Annotated in this window: 17 protein-coding genes; 15 read left to right on the top strand and 2 right to left on the bottom strand. The window is 51.0% G+C overall.

The annotated features are described in order from the left end of the window. The first annotated feature begins 65 nt into the window (after positions 1-65). Both LK436_RS17455 and LK436_RS17450 read left to right on the top strand, forming a co-directional pair. Complete coding sequence (locus LK436_RS17455; protein WP_008399230.1) at positions 66-1,694, top strand: ABC transporter substrate-binding protein; 1,629 nt, start codon at positions 66-68, stop codon at positions 1,692-1,694. 124 nt (positions 1,695-1,818) lie between these two features. Then, a complete protein-coding gene (locus tag LK436_RS17450; protein WP_015573411.1) occupies positions 1,819-3,288 on the top strand; it encodes an amidohydrolase in 1,470 nt (489 codons plus the stop codon). A 53-nt stretch (positions 3,289-3,341) separates the two neighbouring features. Here LK436_RS17450 and LK436_RS17445 read toward each other — a convergent pair whose 3' ends face one another. Further along, the gene (locus tag LK436_RS17445) at positions 3,342-3,722 is read right to left on the bottom strand and encodes a MerR family transcriptional regulator (RefSeq protein ID WP_008399232.1); all 381 of its coding nucleotides are present in this window, start codon (positions 3,720-3,722) and stop codon (positions 3,342-3,344) included. A 169-nt stretch (positions 3,723-3,891) separates the two neighbouring features. Next, the gene (locus LK436_RS17440) at positions 3,892-4,845 is read right to left on the bottom strand and encodes a PucR family transcriptional regulator (RefSeq protein ID WP_044931803.1); all 954 of its coding nucleotides are present in this window, start codon (positions 4,843-4,845) and stop codon (positions 3,892-3,894) included. 19 nt (positions 4,846-4,864) lie between these two features. Between LK436_RS17440 and LK436_RS17435 the strand changes: the two genes are divergently transcribed. From LK436_RS17435 to LK436_RS17375, 13 genes are all read left to right on the top strand, one after another. Then, a complete protein-coding gene (locus tag LK436_RS17435; protein WP_021965572.1) occupies positions 4,865-5,599 on the top strand; it encodes an ABC transporter permease in 735 nt (244 codons plus the stop codon). Positions 5,600-5,690: 91 nt separating this feature from the next. After that, positions 5,691-6,740 (top strand): sugar ABC transporter substrate-binding protein, encoded by a 1,050-nt coding sequence (locus LK436_RS17430; RefSeq protein ID WP_008399238.1) that lies wholly within the window; start codon positions 5,691-5,693, stop codon positions 6,738-6,740. Between the two features lie 33 nt (positions 6,741-6,773). After that, a complete protein-coding gene (locus LK436_RS17425; protein WP_008399240.1) occupies positions 6,774-7,985 on the top strand; it encodes a Tm-1-like ATP-binding domain-containing protein in 1,212 nt (403 codons plus the stop codon). Positions 7,986-8,028: 43 nt separating this feature from the next. Further along, positions 8,029-8,856, top strand: a complete 828-nt coding sequence (locus LK436_RS17420) for a phosphoenolpyruvate hydrolase family protein (protein ID WP_008399242.1) — start codon at positions 8,029-8,031, stop codon at positions 8,854-8,856. A gap of 100 nt (positions 8,857-8,956) precedes the next feature. Then, complete coding sequence (locus LK436_RS17415) at positions 8,957-9,319, top strand: YccF domain-containing protein (RefSeq protein ID WP_044931807.1); 363 nt, start codon at positions 8,957-8,959, stop codon at positions 9,317-9,319. A 587-nt stretch (positions 9,320-9,906) separates the two neighbouring features. Further along, the gene (locus tag LK436_RS17410; RefSeq protein WP_044931810.1) at positions 9,907-11,511 is read left to right on the top strand and encodes an ATP-binding cassette domain-containing protein; all 1,605 of its coding nucleotides are present in this window, start codon (positions 9,907-9,909) and stop codon (positions 11,509-11,511) included. A gap of 143 nt (positions 11,512-11,654) precedes the next feature. Beyond that, on the top strand, positions 11,655-12,104 hold the full coding sequence (locus tag LK436_RS17405) for a MarR family winged helix-turn-helix transcriptional regulator (protein WP_021965567.1): 450 nt from the start codon (positions 11,655-11,657) through the stop codon (positions 12,102-12,104). Continuing rightward, a complete protein-coding gene (locus LK436_RS17400; RefSeq protein ID WP_008399249.1) occupies positions 12,101-13,468 on the top strand; it encodes an MATE family efflux transporter in 1,368 nt (455 codons plus the stop codon). Before LK436_RS17405 ends, LK436_RS17400 begins: the two co-directional genes overlap by 4 nt. Before the next feature lie 389 nt (positions 13,469-13,857). After that, a complete protein-coding gene (locus LK436_RS18610) occupies positions 13,858-14,238 on the top strand; it encodes a hypothetical protein (protein ID WP_049932426.1) in 381 nt (126 codons plus the stop codon). Positions 14,239-14,477: 239 nt separating this feature from the next. Further along, positions 14,478-17,069: an ATP-dependent chaperone ClpB gene (gene clpB / locus LK436_RS17390; protein WP_008399253.1), complete on the top strand. Its 2,592-nt coding sequence runs from the start codon at positions 14,478-14,480 to the stop codon at positions 17,067-17,069. 96 nt (positions 17,070-17,165) lie between these two features. After that, positions 17,166-17,405 carry a hypothetical protein gene (locus LK436_RS17385; protein WP_008399254.1) on the top strand — a complete coding sequence of 80 codons (240 nt, stop codon included), beginning with the start codon at positions 17,166-17,168 and terminating at the stop codon, positions 17,403-17,405. Positions 17,406-17,718: 313 nt separating this feature from the next. After that, positions 17,719-18,531 carry an ABC transporter ATP-binding protein gene (locus LK436_RS17380; RefSeq protein WP_008399257.1) on the top strand — a complete coding sequence of 271 codons (813 nt, stop codon included), beginning with the start codon at positions 17,719-17,721 and terminating at the stop codon, positions 18,529-18,531. A gap of 4 nt (positions 18,532-18,535) precedes the next feature. Then, positions 18,536-20,179 carry an ABC transporter permease subunit gene (locus LK436_RS17375; protein WP_008399259.1) on the top strand — a complete coding sequence of 548 codons (1,644 nt, stop codon included), beginning with the start codon at positions 18,536-18,538 and terminating at the stop codon, positions 20,177-20,179. Positions 20,180-20,184 lie beyond the last annotated feature (5 nt).

Genomic DNA, 20,184 nt, shown 5'->3' with positions numbered 1-20,184 from the left:
AGGAATTTCTGCACAGGGCAGTCAGACTCTTAAGAAGATTTTAAAAAAAAGGAAGGAGAAGATGTATGAAAAAGAGGATAGCAAAGATGATGCTTCTGGCAGCGGCAGCCTTTTCGCTGACAGCCTGCGGGGGAAGCGGAGGAAACCAGGAGGCAGAGGAAACAGAAGAAACCAGCCTTGCATTGGTGGAAAAGGAAACGGTGGCAGAGGAGGATCTGGTACCCCAGAAGGGCGGAATGCTGAAAATAGGTCTGGAAGGCTCCCCGAAGAACCTGGATCCCAAGAACAGAACCAGCGTCTACGAGTCGAGGATTATTTCCCAGGTGTGCGACACCCTTATTATCTATAATAACGATCAGACAGAATACCTGCCGTCTCTGGCGGAAAGCTGGGAGATCAGCGACGATGGACTGGAATATACATTCCATCTGAGAGATGACGTACACTTCCACAAGGGTGAATTTCAGGACGGAAGGCTGATGACTGCCGAGGATGTGAAGTATTCTCTGGAGAGAGCCAAGGAGGCGAAGAATGTAACCCTTGTTATGCTGGACCATGTGGAGGTTATCGACGAGCACACCGCCAAGTGCGTTCTGACAGAGCCAAACGCCGTATTCCTCGACGTGCTGACCGGACCTACCAATGTGATTGTGCCCAAGGAAGAGGTAGAGGGCTGGGGAGATCAGTTTGGAGAGCACCTGATTGGAACAGGCCCCTTCAAGCTGCAGGAGTTTAAGCTGGATCAGGAGGCCACGATTGTCAGAAATGAGGATTACTGGGGGCCGGAACCATACCTGGACGGTGCTGTGTTTAAGGTGATTACCGATATCAACCAGCATGTGAACGGGTTAAAGACAGGGGAGATTGATTTTTCCTGCAAAATTTCAGGAGAGGCAGTTAAGCTGGTAAATGAGGACCCCAACTTAAGGCTTTTAGTTGCCCCGAATACCAGCATCAACTTCGTGGGATTCAACACGGAAAAGGGAATTACAGCGGATCCGAAGGTGAGACAGGCCCTTGCGGAAGCTGTGGATCTGGAGGATCTGTGCGCCGGCCTCTACCAGTATGAGGAGGCCGTCTATGCCGGACAGCCGATGCCTCCGGCATCCTGGGGCTATGACCCGTCCATGGATGAGTATAAGCAGAAATACGATCCGGAACATGCGAAACAGCTTCTCACAGAGGCCGGTTACCCGGATGGGTTTGAGATTACCATTACATTGTCAAACTCTTCCACCAACACAAGCCTTGCCACCATCCTTCAGCAGTACTGGAAGCAGAACTTAAATGTAGACCTCAAGATCAATATGTCGGAATGGGCAGTGTACAGCCAGACTGTCACATCAGGCAATCATGAGATCTATGCGGTAGGAATCGATTCCACAGTAGATCCTCACAACTTCACCGGCAAATGCCTCGGTTCTGATTACATCGGCACTCTTCCGGCCGGCTGCCGCTTAAACGATCCGGAGATGGACGAGCTGATCCGCCAGTCCCTGGAGGTGACCGATCAGACAGCGAGAAAGGAAATTTACAAGGAAATTGTGAAAAAGACCATGGAGCTGACGCCTGCCCTCTACTATTCCAACAACAACCTGCTCTGGGGAACCACAGATAAGGTGCATGGGCTGTGCCAGAAAACCTACTGGAACCTCTGCAACAGCGAGGTAAATGTGTGGATGGAGCAGGAGTAGCAAAATCTGCGAAGATGAAAAAGGAATCTTGATGAAAGTCTGGGGATGGGCAGCTGCCCGTCCCCTTCCTGTAAACGGACTTTGTGCTTATTCGCTTTGGACAGGGAAGAGGAGGAAATACAGAATGGAAATGGGCAAGAGCAGAGAGAAAACGGCGACAACCGGATATGGAAACTATGGCGGAACCATGAAGGAAGGACAGACCGGAAAAACTGCTGTGGAGGAGATAGACAGAAACCGGGATGTGTTCATCGGTCTTGCAAAAAAGATATGGGAGAATCCGGAGGTCGCCTATCAGGAATATCAGGCCTCCAGGTGGACGGCCGAAACTCTGAAATCCTTCGGCTTTGATGTGACTCTGGGTGCATACGGGATACCGACGGCTGTCCGCGCATCATGGGGAAGCGGACACCCGGTCATCGGGCTTCTGGGAGAATACGATGCGCTGGCAGGGCTCAGCCAGAAGGCAAAGCCGGAGAAGGAACCGGTGGAGGGGCAGAAATACGGTCATGCCTGCGGCCACAATCTGCTGGGAACAGGCCACCTGGCAGCGGCAGTTGCCATGAAGAAGGAGATGGAAGAAAAGAAGCTGCCCGGAACCGTTATCTTTTATGGATGCCCTGCAGAGGAGGTGGGGACAGGAAAGGGCTTTATGGCAAAAAACGGAGCATTCAGGGAGTGCGACGCGGCCATGGCCTACCATCCGTCCTGGTTCAGCTATGTTTTCACAGGGGGAAAAGCAGGGGTTCATTCAATGAGGGCAGAATTTTTCGGAAGGAGTTCCCATTCGGGAAGCTCCCCCCACAACGGAAGGAGTGCTCTACTGGCGGCAGAGATGGCAAAGCTGGCCGCCAGTATGATCCACGAGCAGCTGCCCCCGGGAAGCAGCATCCATGGGGCCGTGGCCGACGGCGGATTCCTGCCTGGGCAGATACCGGCCTATGCGAAAATTAATTTTTCCATCAAAGCCCAAAATCTGGAAGATATGGAGCTTGTCTGCGGCAGGCTGGAAAAAATCCTGAAGGCCACGGCGCTGGAAACCGAGACAGAGGTAAAGTACGAGCGAAGAGGCGGATGCTGTCCGCTGTTAAACAACCGCGTGCTGGCTGAGGTAGCCTATGAAGCCATGGAGGAGGCGCCTCAGGAGCCATGGACAGAGGAGGAGATCGCGTTTGCAGGCCGGTTAAACGAAACCACGCCCCTTCCCTACCAGAATAAGCTGAAGGAGGCAGGGATGACCGGCACGGATATGCAGCTTTTAAGAGGCATACTGCCCATGCGGGAGTTTGATACAAACGGCTGCACAGACGTGGGGGATGTGAGCCACATCGTGCCTGCGATCTTTTTCAAGGTATGCTGCTACGCTATGGGAACAAACGGCCACACCTGGCAGGCAGCCGCCTGTGCGGGAAGCTCCATCGGAATGAAGGGAATGCTGTTTGCTGCAAAGATCCTGGCCATAGCGGGACTGAAGCTGATGGAAAATCCAAAGATTCTGGAAAAGGCGAAGGAGGAATTTGACCGGGAAACAGAAGGACAGCCTTATGTGACAGCGCTGCCGGATGACTTTTCGGTGGAAAATGCCCTGGAATAGGCTTACTGCAGGAGAGCAGAGGGAGGAAGCAGTAAACGGCTTCCTCCCTGTTCTTAAAAGCGTTTCAGCTCTTTCTCAGCCGGAATGATAACCTGCTCATACCGCTCGATTTTCTGGTTCAGGCGTTCAAGGGACGCCTGCATGTCGGCCATTCGCTCCATCAGCCGTTCACGCTGCTCCACCAGGATTGCCTTCCTGGCCTCTGCGGTGCCATCTCCCTGCTGAAACAGGGCTACATACTCGATTAACGCCTCGATCTGCACACCGGCCTTTCTCATACATTTCATCAGCTCAATCCATCGGCAGGAATCCTCGCCGTAATCGCGGATCCCGCTCTTGTTTCTGGGAACGGGAGGGATCAGCCCGATTCTTTCATAGTACCGGAGTGTGTCTGCGCTTATATCGTATTTTTTGCTCACTTCTGCGATTGTCATAGTAATAACCGTCTCCTCTCATACGATTTTTGTAAATGAATGATAAATTAAGTGTACCACTTTGAGCCGGCTCCATGTCAAGCCGTCAGCGCGGATTATCCTGCAGACGGCTCTCTTTCTGCCGCGCCGTCTCTCCCTGGGACTGGAAAATCAGCTTCAGGGTTTCCGGCTATAAGTTTAAAAGCTTGTACGCTAAAAACAAAACAGCCGCATCTTTTGGAAGCCGTGGATCGTAGCCGGTCAGATCGATGATTTTTTTGATTTTATACTGTACCGTATTTTTGTGTATGTATAGTTTCTGGGCGATCTGGTCCAGCGAGCCGTTGGAGTCAAAGTAGACGGCCAGGAAATCTGCGGCCTGATTCCTCTGACCTGGCTCTGCATCTTTCCACACGTTATCTAAAAATGCGTGAATACTGTCGGGAGAAAGCTGGCTGATGATAATTTCCAGGGCCAGGTTTTCATAGATCAGACACTGGCTGATCCCGGCATGGGAAGCGATCTCCATGGCTTTTTCTGCATACAGGTAGGCAGTGTGGATCTGAGAGGGATCTTTTACACAGCAGCTTAAACCGCAGAATATGTGGATCTGTTTCTGCATGGAAAGCTCTCTGATTATGGCGTTAATATGGGCTACAGCGGAGCCTTTGGCCCTGAAGTGAAAGAACACGGCGAGATTTTGCCCGATATGGTGATGGTGGATGTAGACGGAATCTCCCAGGAAGGTCCTCAGCAGGGAGGTCAATTTATCATCAATGGCGAGGCGCTCTGTTTCTGAGATAAATTCCGGTATATGAAATACCCCTATGGACTGCACACGCTGAATCGGAAGGGAGAGCTCTTCGGCTCTTTTCAGGGTTTCTGAATTGATGACCAGCCTGGAGTTCAGAAGAAGCTCCTCGCAGAAAAGTCTTCTGCGCCGGGCGAGGCTTGCGTCCTTCATACTCTGCTGGGTGTTCATAAACATAATGTTGGCCATCTCCCCGATCACCATGGCAATATCCTGCAGTTCCTGGGGATTTCCGGTCACGCCTATCACACCGATGGTGCGCCCTTCGATGTGAATAGGCACATTGACTCCGTTTTTTGCACCGCTTAAATTGTCGTCCGGATAGATATCCATCTCCACCTCATTCTTTTCTATGAGTTTTTTTGCGCCTTCGTGGAGCGTCCCGATTCTGATATCCGTTGCAATCGGTATTTTATGCGGTGCAGTCAATGGTTTTGGAATCGCATTTTGCCGGATCCCGCCGTTTATCATGACCATGTGCATGATGCTTGCAGCGAGAGGCGCAGCCTATGTATACACCAATGCAAAGGCAATTTTCAACCTGAATCAGGAGTTTGTCAACATTTCAAACGGCTTTCTGGGGAGAACCTTCGATGAGAGCGGAAAGGTTGTGAATTACGGGATTCCCTACATGGTGTTTTACTTTATAGCAGCCATGATCATCGGAGTCATTCTTCTCCATTTTACCACATATGGGAGGAAGGTTTATGCACTGGGAGGAAATAAGGAGGCAGCCAGGTATTCAGGTATCAATACAAAGCTGATTGAGTTTTCGGTCTATGTGCTCAGCGGGCTCTGCGCCGGCATCTGCGGTTTTTTGATGGCGTCCAGAATCTCATCCGGAAATGCCAACTCGGCAGACGGATATGAGATGACGGTAATATCGGCAGCCGTCATAGGCGGAGTCTCCCTCTCAGGGGGAGTGGGAACCATGTACGGGACCATGATAGGCGTCCTGATTGTGGGAGTTATCAGCAACGGAATGGATATACTGGGAATTAATACATACTTCCAGCAGATTTTGCAGGCAGCCATTATTTTTACGGCAGTCTATATTGATGTTCACGTAAACCGAAAGAAGAAATAAGAGAGCGCAGAGATAAATTCTGCAAATCGGAAAATACCAAAAATGCAAAAACAAATATAAAAATATAAAAGAAGAAAGGAAGGCAGAGATTATGAAAAAAATGAAGAGGATGATGTCGATTCTTTTAGCGGGAGGTCTTGTACTTGGAATGGCGGGATGCAGTCCGTCTGATTCCTCCTCAGGAGCCACTGAAGCGGCAGCAGAAAAAACAGAGACCACAGGAGCGGCCGCAGGCACAGAGGAGACGGCGGCCCAGCAGGCAGAAAGCGAAAATCTCGGAAAGCTGCTGTTTCTTCAGACTCACAACAACAATTCCTTTATGTCCTATATGGGAGAGGTGTTTGTGGACACGGCCAAGGACTACGGATTTGAGGTGGATCATCTGACTGCAGATTCAGACGAGGCCACACAGCTGTCCCAGATCGAGCAGGGAATCGCAAGCGGACAGTATGTGGGAATTGTGTGCGACTGTACAGGAGAGGGCGTGACACAGGGCTTCAAGGAGGCAAAGGAAGCAGGTATGTTTGTCATCACGCTGCACGAGGGAGTCAAGGATAACTCAAATGTGGACTGTGTAGTGGCCTGCAGCCTTGCAGAGACAGGCTATGAGGCAATCCGACTTGAGGTGGAGGAACTGGGAGAGGCATTTAATCTTGCGATTGTCAATGGTTCAGAGGGCCATGGAGCCACTGTGGCAATCCGCGAGGGCTACGATAAGGCTCTTGAAGAGTTCCCGGAGATCAATGTAGTGTTCGACGGCGCCGGCAACTGGAATGCAGAGGAGGCAATGGCACTGACAGAAACCTGGTTCTCATCCGGCGAGGAGATTGACGGTATCGTATGTATGAATGACGGAATGGCAACCGGCGTGCGCCAGGTAATGAGAGACAACGGTGTGTTAGGCACGATCCCGATCTATTCAAACGACTGCGAGGAGAATACGCTGGATGCAATCGCGGCAGGCGAGCAGAGCGGTTCCTTTGACATGAATGCCCAGGCACAGTGTGATGCTGCCCTTGAGGCAATGCAGAAGCTGGTTGCAGGTGAGACTCTGGAGGAAAAGGAAATCTACGTTGAGCCGCTGCTTGTAACAGCAGAGAATCTGGAAGAGTACAGAGCCAGCCACGAAGGAAATTACTAAAAGATTCTGACAGGCGGCAGAAAGGCGTTGCAGATGAAATGTATTTTGATGATGGGAACCTTTGACTCAAAGGGAAAAGAATTTGAATATCTTTACCGGGAGCTTTTGAGGAGAGAGGTCAAAATCTTGACGATGGATACAGGGATTTTTGAGCCGGAGGTCCAGTTTGAGATTTCAGTCACATCCGACGAGGTGGCCGGGGCGGCCGGAGAGCGGATCTGCCATTTAAGGGAAAAGCAGGACAGAGGCTATGCCATGAGAATTATGTGCCAGGGAGCAAAAAGCATCTGCCGGCAGCTGTACAGAGAAAACAAGATTAACGGTGTGATCAGTATGGGAGGAGGCGGCGGAACTTCCATTGCCGCCTCAGCCATGCAGGCCCTTCCGATCGGATTTCCCAAGGTATGCGTTACCACTCTGGCGTCCGGGGATACCAGGGAATATGTGGGGACAAAGGATATTGTGCTGTACCCTTCCATCGTGGATCTGTGCGGCATTAACCGGTTCTCAAGACAGATTATTTCAAGAGCGGCGGGGGCTGTCTGCGGGATGGCCCAGATGGATCCCCAGGAAGAAAGAGAAGAAAAGCCGGTGGTGTTTCTGTCCATGTTCGGAAATTCAACGCCCTGTGTGGAGCAGTGTGTGAAGCTGCTGGAAAAGGATTATTCGCCCCTTGTGTTTCACGCCACCGGAGGCGGAGGAAGGACCATGGAGGAGCTGATCCGGGAGGGCTACTGCAACGCCTGCCTGGATATTACTACCACAGAATGGGCAGATGAGCTCTGCGGAGGGATTTTGTCAGCAGGCCCGGAGCGCCTTGACGGCCCGGCAGCAGCCGGGATCCCCCATGTGATTGTGCCGGGATGCCTTGACATGGTCAATTTCGGAAGCAGCCAGACAGTGCCGGAAAAATACAGGAAGGCAGGAAGGCTGTTCTATGAGTGGAATCCCATGGTGACTCTGATGAGGACAAACAGGCAGGAGAATGAAAAGCTGGGGGAGATTCTGGCTCAGAAGGCGAATGCCTCGAAGGCCCCGACAGCCTTCCTGTTCCCCCTTAAGGGGCTGTCCATCCTGGACGGCAGGGGAGAGGTATTCTGTGACTGGGAGACAGACGAAGTCCTGTTTCAGGCCATTGAGAGAAATCTAAAAAAAGAAATACCCGTTTATCGGGTGGATGCCAATATCAATGATCCGGAATTTTCCAAACGGTGCGTAGAGGTGCTGAAAAGCATCATGGAATAGAAAAAACAGACACTGGCTGAGCCAGTGGGAAAGGAAGCAGAAAATGGCTGTAGAGAGAAAAGAAATTTTAAGAAGGCTTAGAAAAAATATTGAGGAGGGACGCCCGATTATCGGAACGGGAGCAGGCACAGGCATCAGCGCTAAATTTGAGGAGGCCGGCGGAACGGATCTGATTATTGTCTACAACTCAGGAAGATACAGGATGGCGGGCAGAGGCTCCAGCGCCGGTCTGCTGGCCTATGGAGATGCCAACCAGATAGTTATGGACATGGCCGGAGAGATCCTGCCGGTGGTGAAGCATACGCCGGTTCTGGCGGGAGTAAACGGAACAGATCCTTTTAAGGATATGAACCTGTTTTTGAAGAAGGTAAAGGAGATCGGCTATTCAGGCGTTCAGAATTTCCCCACCGTCGGTCTGTTTGAGGGAAGGATGAGGCAGACCTTTGAAGAGACGGGAATGAGCTATAACCTGGAAGTAGAGATGGTACATATCGCCCATGAGATGGACCTGTTCTCCTCCCCGTATGCGTTTAACCCGGAAGAGGCTGTGAAAATGACAAAGGCAGGGGCGGATGTGGTTGTGGCCCACTGCGGCTGCACCGTGGGAGGCTCTATCGGAGCAGAGACCATCATGGAGCTGGATGCGGCAGTAAAGGTGGTTCAGGAAATCCACGATGCCGCTGTGGCAGAGAGAAGCGATGTGATCGTACTCTGCCATGGAGGTCCTATTTCCAGCCCGGAGGATGCAGCTTACGTACTGCAGCATACGAAGGGAGTGCACGGCTTCTACGGAGCATCCAGCGCAGAGAGGATGCCGGTGGAGACAGCCATCAAGCAGCATATCGAGAAATTTAAGGACATAAGGTTTTAAATTTTGAAGTGTTTTGCCTGACAGACTCGTTATAATAGATGGAGAGCAAAAGGATGAGCTATTTATAACTATTTATATAGAAAGGGGCTGTCATCAGATAATGAGTCTTTTAGGCAACATCCTCTGGTTCCTTATGGGCGGGCTTATCAGCGGCCTTGGCTGGGTTTTGTCCGGCTGCCTCTGGTGCATTACCATCATAGGGATTCCGGTAGGACTTCAGTGCTTCAAGTTTGCGTCTCTCAGCTTTTTCCCCTTCGGAAAGGAAGTGCAGTACGGCGGCGGGGCCGGTTCCCTTCTGCTGAACATCATCTGGCTTATTGCAACGGGGCTCCCCATGGCGGCAGGGTCGGCTGTGATGGGGATTCTCTGCTGTGTCACAATCATCGGCATACCCTTCGGACTCCAGCATTTTAAAATTGCAAAGCTGGCTCTGATGCCCTTTGGGGCAGAGATCCTGTCATAGGCTCTGTCTGCCGGGATAGGGTGAACGGCAGAAAACCCCTATTGACAATTTCCTCCAATGCTGATATAGTGATCCGGTACGGATGCAGACAGAAGACTCTGCACCGTTCATGAAGGACAGATTGGAGATGAAAGGATGAAGCTGTATTTCTGCAGATAATTCAACTGAATGAGGTGCATGGAGAGCAGGGCAGACAGCCCGCTGTTCGTGTGATGCAGGAATACGTGATTCTTTTCATTGAGATAAACTTGGAAACCGCCGCCTCCGGTGTCTGTTTTGAGATTGCAGACGGGGCTAGAGCCGGAGAGATGGGGGAAAGCTGAGGGCCTGAGCGTGCAGATGCAAAGCCGGGCAGCCTGAGAATATACCCTGACGGCGGACACAGACCTCTATATCACTGGTGAATGGGATGCAGGATTTTCCTGCATCCCATTTTTTCATGTAACAGGAAACCTCGTTCCCTGTTATATGAAAACGCTCCGCGGGGATCGCACTGCGGCAGAAAGGAAAATCCGGCCAGACTGTGCTGACAGCTGTCCGGCAGCGGGACCGGCCTCCTGCACGGGAGACAGAAGGAGGGAATGGATATGTCACAGATTCAGGTAAAGAACCTTACATTTTATTACGACGGAAGCGGGGAGGATATTTTTGCGAATGTATCCTTTACCATAGACACAGACTGGAAGCTGGGATTCATAGGAAGGAACGGAAGGGGAAAGACTACCTTTCTGAAGCTTCTGATGGGCCAGTATGAGTATCGGGGAACGATAGCGTCCCCGGAAGCCTTTGAATACTTTCCGTATCCGGTCAAGGACATGGAAAAAAATACCATAGACGTGGTGGAGGAGGTGAAGCCGGACTATGAGTTCTGGAAGCTGTGCCGGGAGATGAACCTTCTTTCCGTGAAGGAGGAGGTGCTTTTCAGGCCCTTTCGGACTCTCAGCAAGGGAGAGCAGACGAAGGTGCTTCTGGCGCTCCTGTTCAGCAGCGAAAACCGCTTTCTGCTGATTGACGAGCCCACAAACCATCTGGATTCGGAGGGGAGAAAGCAGGTGAGCCAGTATCTGAGCCGGAAAAAGGGCTTTATTCTGGTGTCCCACGACAGACGTTTTCTGGACGGCTGTATTGATCATGTGCTGGCGCTGAACCGGAAAAATATTGAGGTGGTTCAGGGAAACTTTTCTTCCTGGTGGGAAAACAGGGAGAAAAGAGAGGCCTTCGAGCTGCAGAAAAATGAAAAGCTGAAAAAGGAGATCGGAAGACTGAAAGAGTCGGCGGCCAGGGCATCTTCCTGGGCCGATCATTCAGAAAATCTGAAAATCGGAACCGGATCTTACGTAAATGGAAAATTTATCGGAAGCAGAAGCTATCTGGGAGAAAAATCCAGAAAAATGCAGCAGAGAAGAAAAAGTATGGAGCAGAGAAGAGAGAAGGCCATTCAGGAGAAGGAGGGGCTTTTGGAGGACAGGGAGGAGGCAGAGATCTTAAAGCTGATGCCCCTTTCCCACTTCCGGGAGGAGCTTGTCTCCTTTGAACACGTGAAGCTGGGATATGATCCGCAGAGTACGAAAGAAGCTATCTTTAGAGAGCTGAATTTCTCTGTCCGGCAGGGAGAGCGGGTCATCCTGACGGGAAAAAACGGCAGCGGGAAGTCAACCGTCTTAAAAGCGATTCTTCAGGCCTGCGGGTACGATGTCAGAAGGGGTGAAGCCGGCGGGGAGAAGCCCGCGGCAGATGACGGGGAACCGATGAAGGGGGCGAAGCAGAGGCAGCAGCCGGCTCAGCCCTGTCTGCTGGCCGGAACTGTCAGAACGGCGCCTGGTCTTGTGATCTCTTATGTCCCCCAGGATGCCTCCGGCCTTTGGGGCCTTCTGTCAGATTTTCAGGAGCAGAGGGGGCTTGACAGAACGCTGTTTCTGGCGGTCCTTCGAAAGCTGGGATTTTCCAGGGAGCTGTTTTCAAAGCCTATGGAAACCTACAGCGAGGGGCAGAAAAAGAAGGTGCTTCTGGCTGCGGGCCTTTGTACCAGTGCCCATCTCTATGTGTGGGATGAACCTTTGAATTTCATCGATGTGTTTACGAGGATGCAGCTGGAACAGCTGCTCTCTGAGAGCAAAGCTGCCATGGTGCTGGTGGAGCATGATGAGGCTTTTGCGGAAAAGATTGCCGCGAAAAAGGTAGAGCTGTCCTGACAGAGAGGCTGCGGTAAGACTTGGCTGTGCCGCCTGAATCTGCAGATGGTGATATTCCGTGCTTGACAGATTGGAAATCAGCAGTATAATAGTTCCTGTTGAAACGGTTATTTTTAATAACTATACAGACGGGAGGCGCAGAATTGAGTCACAGCACGGAATTTCTGATAAATATCAGGAGGATTATCAGGCTCCATGAGAGTATGCTTAAGGAGATTTGCGGAAAGTATCAGATGAATCTGATGGAGGCAACGGTAATCAGCTTTCTGAATAATAATCCGGGGAAGGATACGGCGGCTGATATTGTGGAGCTGAGGATGCTCCAGAAGAGCAATGTCTCTCAGGCAGTGGAATCCCTGGCCCAGAGAGGATTTATCTCCAGAACCCAGGACAGGAAGGACAGAAGACGAATCCACCTGTCTCTGACAGAAAAGGCAGGGGATATCGTCAGGGAGCTGGACGAGATCAGGGAAGCATTTCACAGAGAGATTTTCAGGGGACTGTCAGAGGAGGATATTGAAACCTTCCACAGAGTCAACGAGCAGATTGGCAGCAATATCAGCAAAGCGGAGAAGAGGAGGGAACAGCAATGAAGGACGACAGAGATTTTCTTGGGAAAGAGCCTATTGGCAGGCTTCTTTTAAAGCTGGCGCTGCCCACTGTGGCTGCACAGATTATTAATATGCTCTATAATATTGTAGACAGGATTTACATCGGCCATATTCCGGGAGAGGGGGCCATGGCGCTTACGGGTGTGGGCGTGTGCATGCCTCTGATTATGATCGTGTCGGCCTTTGCGGCCTTTGTAGGATTTGGAGGAGCTCCCAGGACTTCCATTTTTATGGGAAAGGGAGACAAGGTGTCAGCAGAGAAGACCCTTGGGAACTGCTTCTGCACACAGATTATTATTTCCGTAGTTCTGACGGCAGCGCTGCTTCTCTGGAACCGGGATTTCCTGCTGGCATTCGGAGCCAGTGAAAATACGGTGGAGTATGGCGTCAGCTACATGAACATCTATGCGCTTGGAACGATTTTCGTCCAGATGACCCTGGGAATGAACTCCTTTATCACGGCCCAGGGCTTTGCAAGGACGGGTATGCTCTCAGTGCTGATAGGCGCGGTTACCAATATTATCCTGGATCCGATCTTTATTTTTACGTTTGGAATGGGAGTGCGGGGTGCGGCTCTGGCGACGGTTCTCTCCCAGGCTCTGTCCTGCATATGGGTGCTGGCCTTCCTGATGGGAAAGAAGACCCATCTCAAAATCAGAAGGAAGTATATGCGCCTGGAGAAGAAAATCATCCTTCCCAGCCTGGCTCTGGGACTGTCCAGTTTTATTATGCAGTCCAGCGAGAGCATTATCTCCATCTGCTTTAACTCCTCCCTCTTAAAATACGGCGGAGATATTGCAGTTGGAGCTATGACCATTCTTACGAGCGTTATGCAGTTTGCCATGCTGCCGCTTCAGGGGCTGGGTCAGGGCGCACAGCCTATTATCAGCTATAACTACGGAGCCGGCAATGGAAAACGGGTGAAGGATGCCTTTAAGCTCCTTTTAAAGAGCAGTCTCGTCTATTCCACCGCGCTGTGGATTCTCGTAATGCTGTTTCCGAGGGCCTTTGCGGCTATGTTCACAACGGACGCAGAGCTTCTGGAATTTACAGGCACAGCGCTTCGGATTTATATGACCTGTCTGTTCCTGTTTGGAATTCAGGTAGCCTGCCAGATGACCTTCACCTCTCTGGGAAAGGCCAAGGATTCCATTATTGTGGCTGTCATGAGAAAGTTTATACTCCTGATTCCCCTGATCTACATTATGCCGATGATTTTCCAGGCAGATCAGAGCCGCGCCGTTTACATGGCCGAGCCGGTGGCAGATTTTCTGGCAGTAACCTTTACGGCTGTGCTGTTCAGCTTTGAGTTTAAGAAGGCTCTCAGGCAGATTGAGGGAGAATAAGCTCCGCCAGTTATGAATTCTTTAAGAAGAACTGACGCAACAAAAAAGGATGGTACAGAAAAATATGGAAATATCATATGAGGCAAAGCTGGCAGACAGGGCAGAAGCCCTGAAGGATTTCTTCGGCGGAGACGACAAAGAGGCTACATCCGTGGAAAAGCTGGAACTGCTGGATCAGTTTGAAAGTCTTATGATTAAATACAGGGCGGCCGTCAGGGAGGTGACGACCAAGCTGGAGGTATTAAACGACGAACTGTCGTCTTTCGCGGAGAGAAACCCCATCGAGGGCATTCAGTCCCGGATAAAAAGGCCTTACAGCATTGCCAAAAAGCTGAAGGCCAGAGGACTGCCTGTAGCGGTGGAATCCATTTCAGAAGAATCTGAACGACGTGGCAGGAATCAGGGTTATCTGTCCCTTTATCAGCGACATTTACGATGTGGCGGATATGCTGCTGAGCCAGGAGGACGTACTTCTTATCGAGAAAAAGGACTATATAGAGAAGCCGAAGGACAATGGCTACAGAAGCCTTCATCTGATTGTTGAAATACCCATTTTCCTCTCAAAGGGAAAAGAAAATATGAGGGTGGAAATCCAGATCCGGACGGTTGCCATGGATTTCTGGGCAAGTCTGGAGCATCAGATCCGCTACAAGAAGGGGCTTGAGGAAGGTCAGAAAATCTCTGAGGGACTGAAAGAGTGCGCGGATACCATAGCCCGCACGGATCTGAGAATGCAGGAGCTGAGGGAGATGATAAAAAGCCCGGTGTAAGGGTTTAACAGTGAGCATAAAGCCAGCGTAAGAATACGGGTGTCTGACAGGGCCCTGAAAAGGCCCCTGTTTTTAAAATTCCCAATGATTATGTGATTCCAGAACATGAAAGATTAGCGGAGAACAAAAAATAAAAAAATTAGCACTCACCTCTTGACAGTGCTAATAATACGTGTTATATTACGACTAGAACAAAAAAGACTTCACTTAATCATTGTTCGGAAGGAGGACAACGATTTATGAACATTAATAGATTTACGCAGAAATCGCTGGAAGCGGTTCAGAGAACAGAGAAGCTGGCCTATGAATATGGGAACCAGCAGATTGATCAGGAGCACCTTCTCTACAGCCTGCTCACCATTGACGACAGCCTGATTTTAAAGCTGATCACCAAGATGGGGATCCAGGAGAACCAGTTTTTAAACGAGGTGCAGCTTGCCATTGAGAAGCTGCCGAAGGTGTCCGGCGGACAGGTGTATTTCAGCCAGGATGCCAACAAGGTGCTGGTAAATGCAGAGGATGAGGCCAAGGCCATGGGAGATGAGTACGTTTCCGTGGAGCACCTGTTCCTCTCCATGCTGAAGCAGCCAAACAGAGCTGTGAAGGAACTCTTCAGGCTTTACAATATTACCAGAGAGGGCTTCCTCCAGGCACTTTCCACCGTCAGGGGCAACCAGAGGGTGGTAAGCGACAACCCGGAGGCCACCTACGATACGCTGAACAAATACGGGTATGATCTGGTGGAGCGGGCAAGGGATCAGAAGTTAGACCCGGTGATCGGCCGGGACAGCGAGATCCGGAATGTAATCCGCATCCTGTCGAGAAAGACGAAGAACAATCCGGTGCTGATCGGTGAGCCCGGCGTCGGAAAGACGGCCGTGGTGGAAGGACTGGCCCAGAGGATCGTCCGCGGCGATGTGCCGGAGGGACTGAAGGACAAGAAGCTGTTTGCCCTGGATATGGGCGCCCTTGTGGCCGGAGCCAAGTACAGAGGAGAGTTTGAGGAGAGGCTGAAAGCTGTCCTCGAGGAGGTCAAAAAGAGCGAGGGACAGATTATCCTGTTCATCGACGAGCTTCATACCATCGTGGGAGCCGGAAAGACAGAGGGCTCCATGGATGCGGGAAATATGTTAAAGCCTATGCTTGCAAGAGGAGAGCTCCACTGTATCGGAGCCACCACCCTCGACGAGTACAGGAAGTACATCGAAAAGGATCCGGCTCTTGAGAGACGGTTCCAGCCGGTTCATGTGGACGAGCCGACCGTGGAGGATACGATCTCCATTCTGAGAGGGCTGAAGGATCGCTACGAGGTTTACCACGGGGTTAAGATTACAGACTCGGCTCTGGTATCTGCGGCTGTGCTGTCCGACCGTTATATCTCGGATCGGTTCCTGCCGGATAAAGCTATTGACCTGGTTGACGAGGCCTGCGCCATGATCAAGACAGAGCTTGACTCCCTGCCCACAGAGCTGGACGAAAAATCCAGGCGTATCATGCAGCTGGAGATCGAGGAGGCGGCTCTGAAAAAGGAGACAGACCGGCTAAGCCAGGATCGCCTGGAGGATCTGCAGAAGGAGCTGGCAGAGCTTCGGGACGAGTTCGCAGCTCAGAAGGCTCAGTGGGAGAACGAAAAGGCTTCCGTAGACCGGCTCTCCAAGCTGAGGGAGGAGATTGAGCATCTGAACAGTGAGATCCAGGCTGCCCAGCAGAAATATGATTTAAACAGGGCGGCGGAGCTTCAGTACGGAAAGCTGCCGGAGCTTAAAAAGCAGCTTGCCGAGGAGGAGGAAAAGGTCAAGAATGCGGATCTGAGCCTCGTCCATGAGAGTGTGACAGAGGAGGAGATTGCGAGAATTATCTCCAAGTGGACGGGAATCCCTGTGGCAAAGCTGACAGAGAGCGAGAGGAGCAAGACCCTTCATATGGACGACATCCTTCACAAGAGGGTAATCGGTCAGGACGAGGCTGTCACCAAGGTGACAGAGGCCATCATCCGCTCCAAGGCAGGAATCAAGGATCCCACAAAGCCCATCGGCTCCTTCCTGTTCTTGGGACCTACCGGAGTCGGAAAGACGGAGCTTGCAAAGGCTCTTGCGGAGAGCCTGTTCGACGATGAGAACAATATGGTGCGTATCGATATGAGTGAATACATGGAGAAGCACTCTGTATCAAGGCTCATCGGAGCGCCGCCAGGATATGTGGGCTACGACGAGGGCGGCCAGCTGACAGAGGCAGTCAGAAGGAAACCCTACTCGGTAGTGCTGTTTGACGAGGTGGAGAAGGCCCACCCGGATGTATTCAATGTACTTTTACAGGTGCTGGATGACGGCAGGATTACGGATTCTACGGGAAAGACCGTTGACTTTAAGAACACGATCCTCATTATGACATCCAATATCGGCTCTCAGTACCTGTTAGAGGGAATTGACGAGAACGGAAATATCACAGAGGCCGCCGACAATATGGCCATGAACGATCTGCGGGCCCACTTCAGGCCGGAGTTCTTAAACAGGCTGGATGAGATTATCATGTTTAAGCCTCTGACAAAGGACAACATCGGAGGCATCATCGAGCTTCTGGTGGAGGATGTGAACAAGAGGCTTGCAGACCGGGAGCTTTCCATCTCCCTGACAGACAGCGCAAGGCAGTTTATCGTGGAGAACGGCTACGATCCGGTGTACGGCGCAAGGCCTCTTAAGAGGTATCTGCAGAAGCATGTGGAGACTCTTGCGGCAAGGCTGATCCTCGCTGACGGCGTGAGGGCCGGGGACGTGATTCAGATTGATCTGCAGGACGGGAAGCTTACGGCTTCGGCGCTCCATGTGGAGTAAAAGAGGGGTTTTGCCCTCAGGAAAATCAAAGACAGGAGAAAGCAGATGAAAAAAGTAATCTTATTCGGAACCTCCTCCTGAAGCGGCTGCCCGCCGGTGAAAGAGGTTCTTTCCGAAAACAATATCAAGTATCTCTATGTGGATGTCTGCGAGAGCGTGGGGAAGCTCAAGACCTTTTTAAAGGTGAGAGATACCTCAGAGGCCCATCGGGAGGCCAGGGAAACGTCGCACAGAGTCGGTATCCCCTGCCTGATGATAGACGGCGAGGTCATTCTGGTGGACGATGCAGACCATATGAGAGAGATTATTGACCAGTATAAACTTTCAGAAGAATAAATATGCCAGCCGGCATAAAAATCAGATGCCGGACGTCAGAGCTGCCGGGAAAGCTTAAGGAGAGCTTTCCCGGCAGCTTTTCTGCTTTTTTCCATGTTCTTAAAAACTTTACAGATTCCCCCTTTTCTTTGTTTATATTTTACAAAACTTTTCGTAACTTTGATAGAAGCTGCCCCGGCGCGAAGCTATAATAAAGAAACGTTTGGAACAGTTTACGAAAGATGCCAGGACGGAAGCGGGATTCCGCAGCCGCATGGGGCGTGAACAAAAATAAACAACGGCAACCGCAATCAAGAGGAAAAGGGGAATCACAATGCTAATACTGAAAAACATAAAAAAATCGTATGACGGAGTCACGATCCTTCATGACATCAACCTGGAAATCAAGGATGGGGAGATCGTTTCTATTCTGGGGCCGTCCGGCTGCGGCAAGACAACTCTTTTAAACCTGATTCTGGGGCTTACGGATCCGGATGAGGGACAGATTTTATTCAACGGACAGGAGATGACAGGGGTGCCCATGGAAAAAAGGGGATTCAACATTGTATTCCAGGATTACGCCCTGTTTCCAAACTTAAATGTATATAAAAATATTACATACGGCCTGAAAAACAAACCCGGAATCTCCACCAGGCAGGAAGTGGAGGAGCTGATTGACCTCTTAGGCCTGAGAGAGCATCTCACAAAGAAGATTGAGCAGCTTTCCGGCGGCCAGAAGCAGAGGGTGGCTCTTGCCAGGACCATGGTCATGAAACCGAAGATCCTGCTTCTCGACGAGCCCCTCAGCGCCTTGGACGGAGTGATCAAGGAGTCCATCAAAGAGAAAATCCGCCAGATCGCCAGGGATTACCATTTAACGACGATTATTGTCACCCATGACCCGGAGGAGGCCCTCACCCTGTCAGACAAGGTGCTGATTGTTAATCAGGGAGAGATTTCGCAGTATGGAACGCCGGAGGAGATTGTGTTCCATCCGGGCAACCGCTTCGTAGAGGAATTTATTTTAAATCAGCTGGAGATCAAGAGGAAAAATATCTTCCGCCTCTTTAACAAGACGGTTGATATACAGAACCGCGAGGCGGTAAGCCTTTCAGCGGACGTAAAGCTCAGGGAACAGGCGGTGTAGCGTCATGACAGGAAGAAAAGAATACGAGATAAAAGGAATTTACGCGGCAGTGGTGGCAATTTTTGCAGTATTTCTCGCAGTTCCCGTCATCCGCCTTTTGATGGAATCCTTTATGGCGGACGCCGGCGTAAGCGTCAGAAATTACGCGCAGGTGCTGACGGAGAGAGGCTTTGCCGCGGCTCTGGCAAACAGCGTCAAGGTTTCTGTGTCCAGCGCCCTGATCGCCACAGCCCTGGCCTTCTTCCTTGCATACACAATTCAGTATACAAGAGTGCCGGGAAAATTTAAGAGCCTGATCCGGCTGGCGGCCGTTCTGCCCATGCTGCTCCCGACGCTGACCTACGGCTTTGCTATCATCTATTCCTTCGGAAAGCAGGGACTTCTGACAAAGCTGTTTGGAAGGCAGTTTTTTGAGATTTACGGCTTTGGAGGACTTCTGTTCGGATACGTGATTTATACGCTTCCGGTGTCCTTCCTGCTCATTCTCAATACCATGGGGTACATTGACAAAAAATTCTCTGTCGTGTCCAGGATCATGGGGGACAGCCCCTTTAAAAATTTCCTTCAGACCGTGGTGAGACCGCTTTTGGGAACCCTGGCAGCTTCCATGGTACAGTGCTTTTTCCTCTGCTTTACGGATTACGGAATTCCGGCATCTGTGGGCGGTGAGTACGATGTGGTGGCAACAGTTCTCTACAATGAAATGCTGGGAAGCGTGCCCAATTTTAACAGGGGCGCTGTGGTAGCCATGATGATGCTGATACCGTCTGTCATCAGCATTGCGCTGCTCCACTATCTGGAGCGCTACAACATCCGCTACACAAAGATTTCAGCAGTAGATTTGAGGAAAAACAGAGTCAGGGACGGAATTTTCATGGCGGGCTCTGCAATGATTCTGCTGATGCTGATCTCGGTGTTCGCCGTGATCTTTGTGGTTCCTCTGGTGAGAGAGTGGCCTTATCAGACAAGCTTTACCATGGAGCATGTCATAGATACACTGACTGACAGCAGTCTGTTCGGCGTCTATCAGAACTCTCTGTTTGTGGCAGTCTGCACAGCCGCTGCAGGACTGCTTATCACCTACGGGGCAGCCCTGGCCACAGCCAGAAGCGGGCTTAAGGGAAGGCTCAAGGCAGTGATTGACAGCATTGCTCTGGTGACAAACACGATTCCGGGAATGGTCATCGGTATTGCGTTCATGTTCATCTTCTCAGGAACGCCTCTCCAGAATACCTTCCTCTTAATCATCATCTGCAATGTGGTGCATTTTTTCTCCACCCCCTACCTGATGATGAAAAATTCCCTCTCAAAGCTCAACAGCTCCTGGGAGGCCACAGCAGCCCTGATGGGGGACAGCTGGATCAAAACGATTGTAAGAATTATCACACCCAACATGGTTTCCACCCTTCTTGAGGTGTTCGGCTATTACTTTGTAAACGCCATGGTGACAGTCAGCGCCGTAATTTTCATTGCAGGAGCCCGCACTATGGTTATCACGACCAAGATGAAGGAACTTCAGTATTATACCAAGTTCAACGAGGTATTTGTGCTGTCACTGCTGATTCTGGCAACCAACCTGGCGGTAAAAGGGATTCTGGCAGTTCTGATGCGCAGCGGAAAAATTGGCAGACAGCAGGCCCGGGCCTGAAGCAG

Source organism: Clostridium sp. M62/1, from assembly GCF_020736365.1.
Classification (GTDB): domain Bacteria; phylum Bacillota; class Clostridia; order Lachnospirales; family Lachnospiraceae; genus Otoolea; species Otoolea saccharolyticum_A.
This window is presented reverse-complemented; position numbering and strand designations above follow the sequence as displayed.

What these genes read in the sequence shown, in the direction of transcription:
- LK436_RS17450 (WP_015573411.1), top strand. Translation starts at nt 1,819, where the DNA reads ATGGAAATGGGCAAGAGCAGAGAGAAAACGGCGACAACCGGATATGGA.
- LK436_RS17435 (WP_021965572.1), top strand. Translation starts at nt 4,865, where the DNA reads ATGAGTTTTTTTGCGCCTTCGTGGAGCGTCCCGATTCTGATATCCGTT.
- clpB (WP_008399253.1), top strand. Translation starts at nt 14,478, where the DNA reads ATGAACATTAATAGATTTACGCAGAAATCGCTGGAAGCGGTTCAGAGA.
- LK436_RS17415 (WP_044931807.1), top strand. Translation starts at nt 8,957, where the DNA reads ATGAGTCTTTTAGGCAACATCCTCTGGTTCCTTATGGGCGGGCTTATC.
- LK436_RS17425 (WP_008399240.1), top strand. Translation starts at nt 6,774, where the DNA reads ATGAAATGTATTTTGATGATGGGAACCTTTGACTCAAAGGGAAAAGAA.
- LK436_RS17375 (WP_008399259.1), top strand. Translation starts at nt 18,536, where the DNA reads ATGACAGGAAGAAAAGAATACGAGATAAAAGGAATTTACGCGGCAGTG.
- LK436_RS17420 (WP_008399242.1), top strand. Translation starts at nt 8,029, where the DNA reads ATGGCTGTAGAGAGAAAAGAAATTTTAAGAAGGCTTAGAAAAAATATT.
- LK436_RS17400 (WP_008399249.1), top strand. Translation starts at nt 12,101, where the DNA reads ATGAAGGACGACAGAGATTTTCTTGGGAAAGAGCCTATTGGCAGGCTT.
- LK436_RS17445 (WP_008399232.1), bottom strand. Translation starts at nt 3,722, where the DNA reads ATGACAATCGCAGAAGTGAGCAAAAAATACGATATAAGCGCAGACACA.
- LK436_RS17380 (WP_008399257.1), top strand. Translation starts at nt 17,719, where the DNA reads ATGCTAATACTGAAAAACATAAAAAAATCGTATGACGGAGTCACGATC.
- LK436_RS17455 (WP_008399230.1), top strand. Translation starts at nt 66, where the DNA reads ATGAAAAAGAGGATAGCAAAGATGATGCTTCTGGCAGCGGCAGCCTTT.
- LK436_RS17410 (WP_044931810.1), top strand. Translation starts at nt 9,907, where the DNA reads ATGTCACAGATTCAGGTAAAGAACCTTACATTTTATTACGACGGAAGC.
- LK436_RS17430 (WP_008399238.1), top strand. Translation starts at nt 5,691, where the DNA reads ATGAAAAAAATGAAGAGGATGATGTCGATTCTTTTAGCGGGAGGTCTT.
- LK436_RS17440 (WP_044931803.1), bottom strand. Translation starts at nt 4,845, where the DNA reads ATGGATATCTATCCGGACGACAATTTAAGCGGTGCAAAAAACGGAGTC.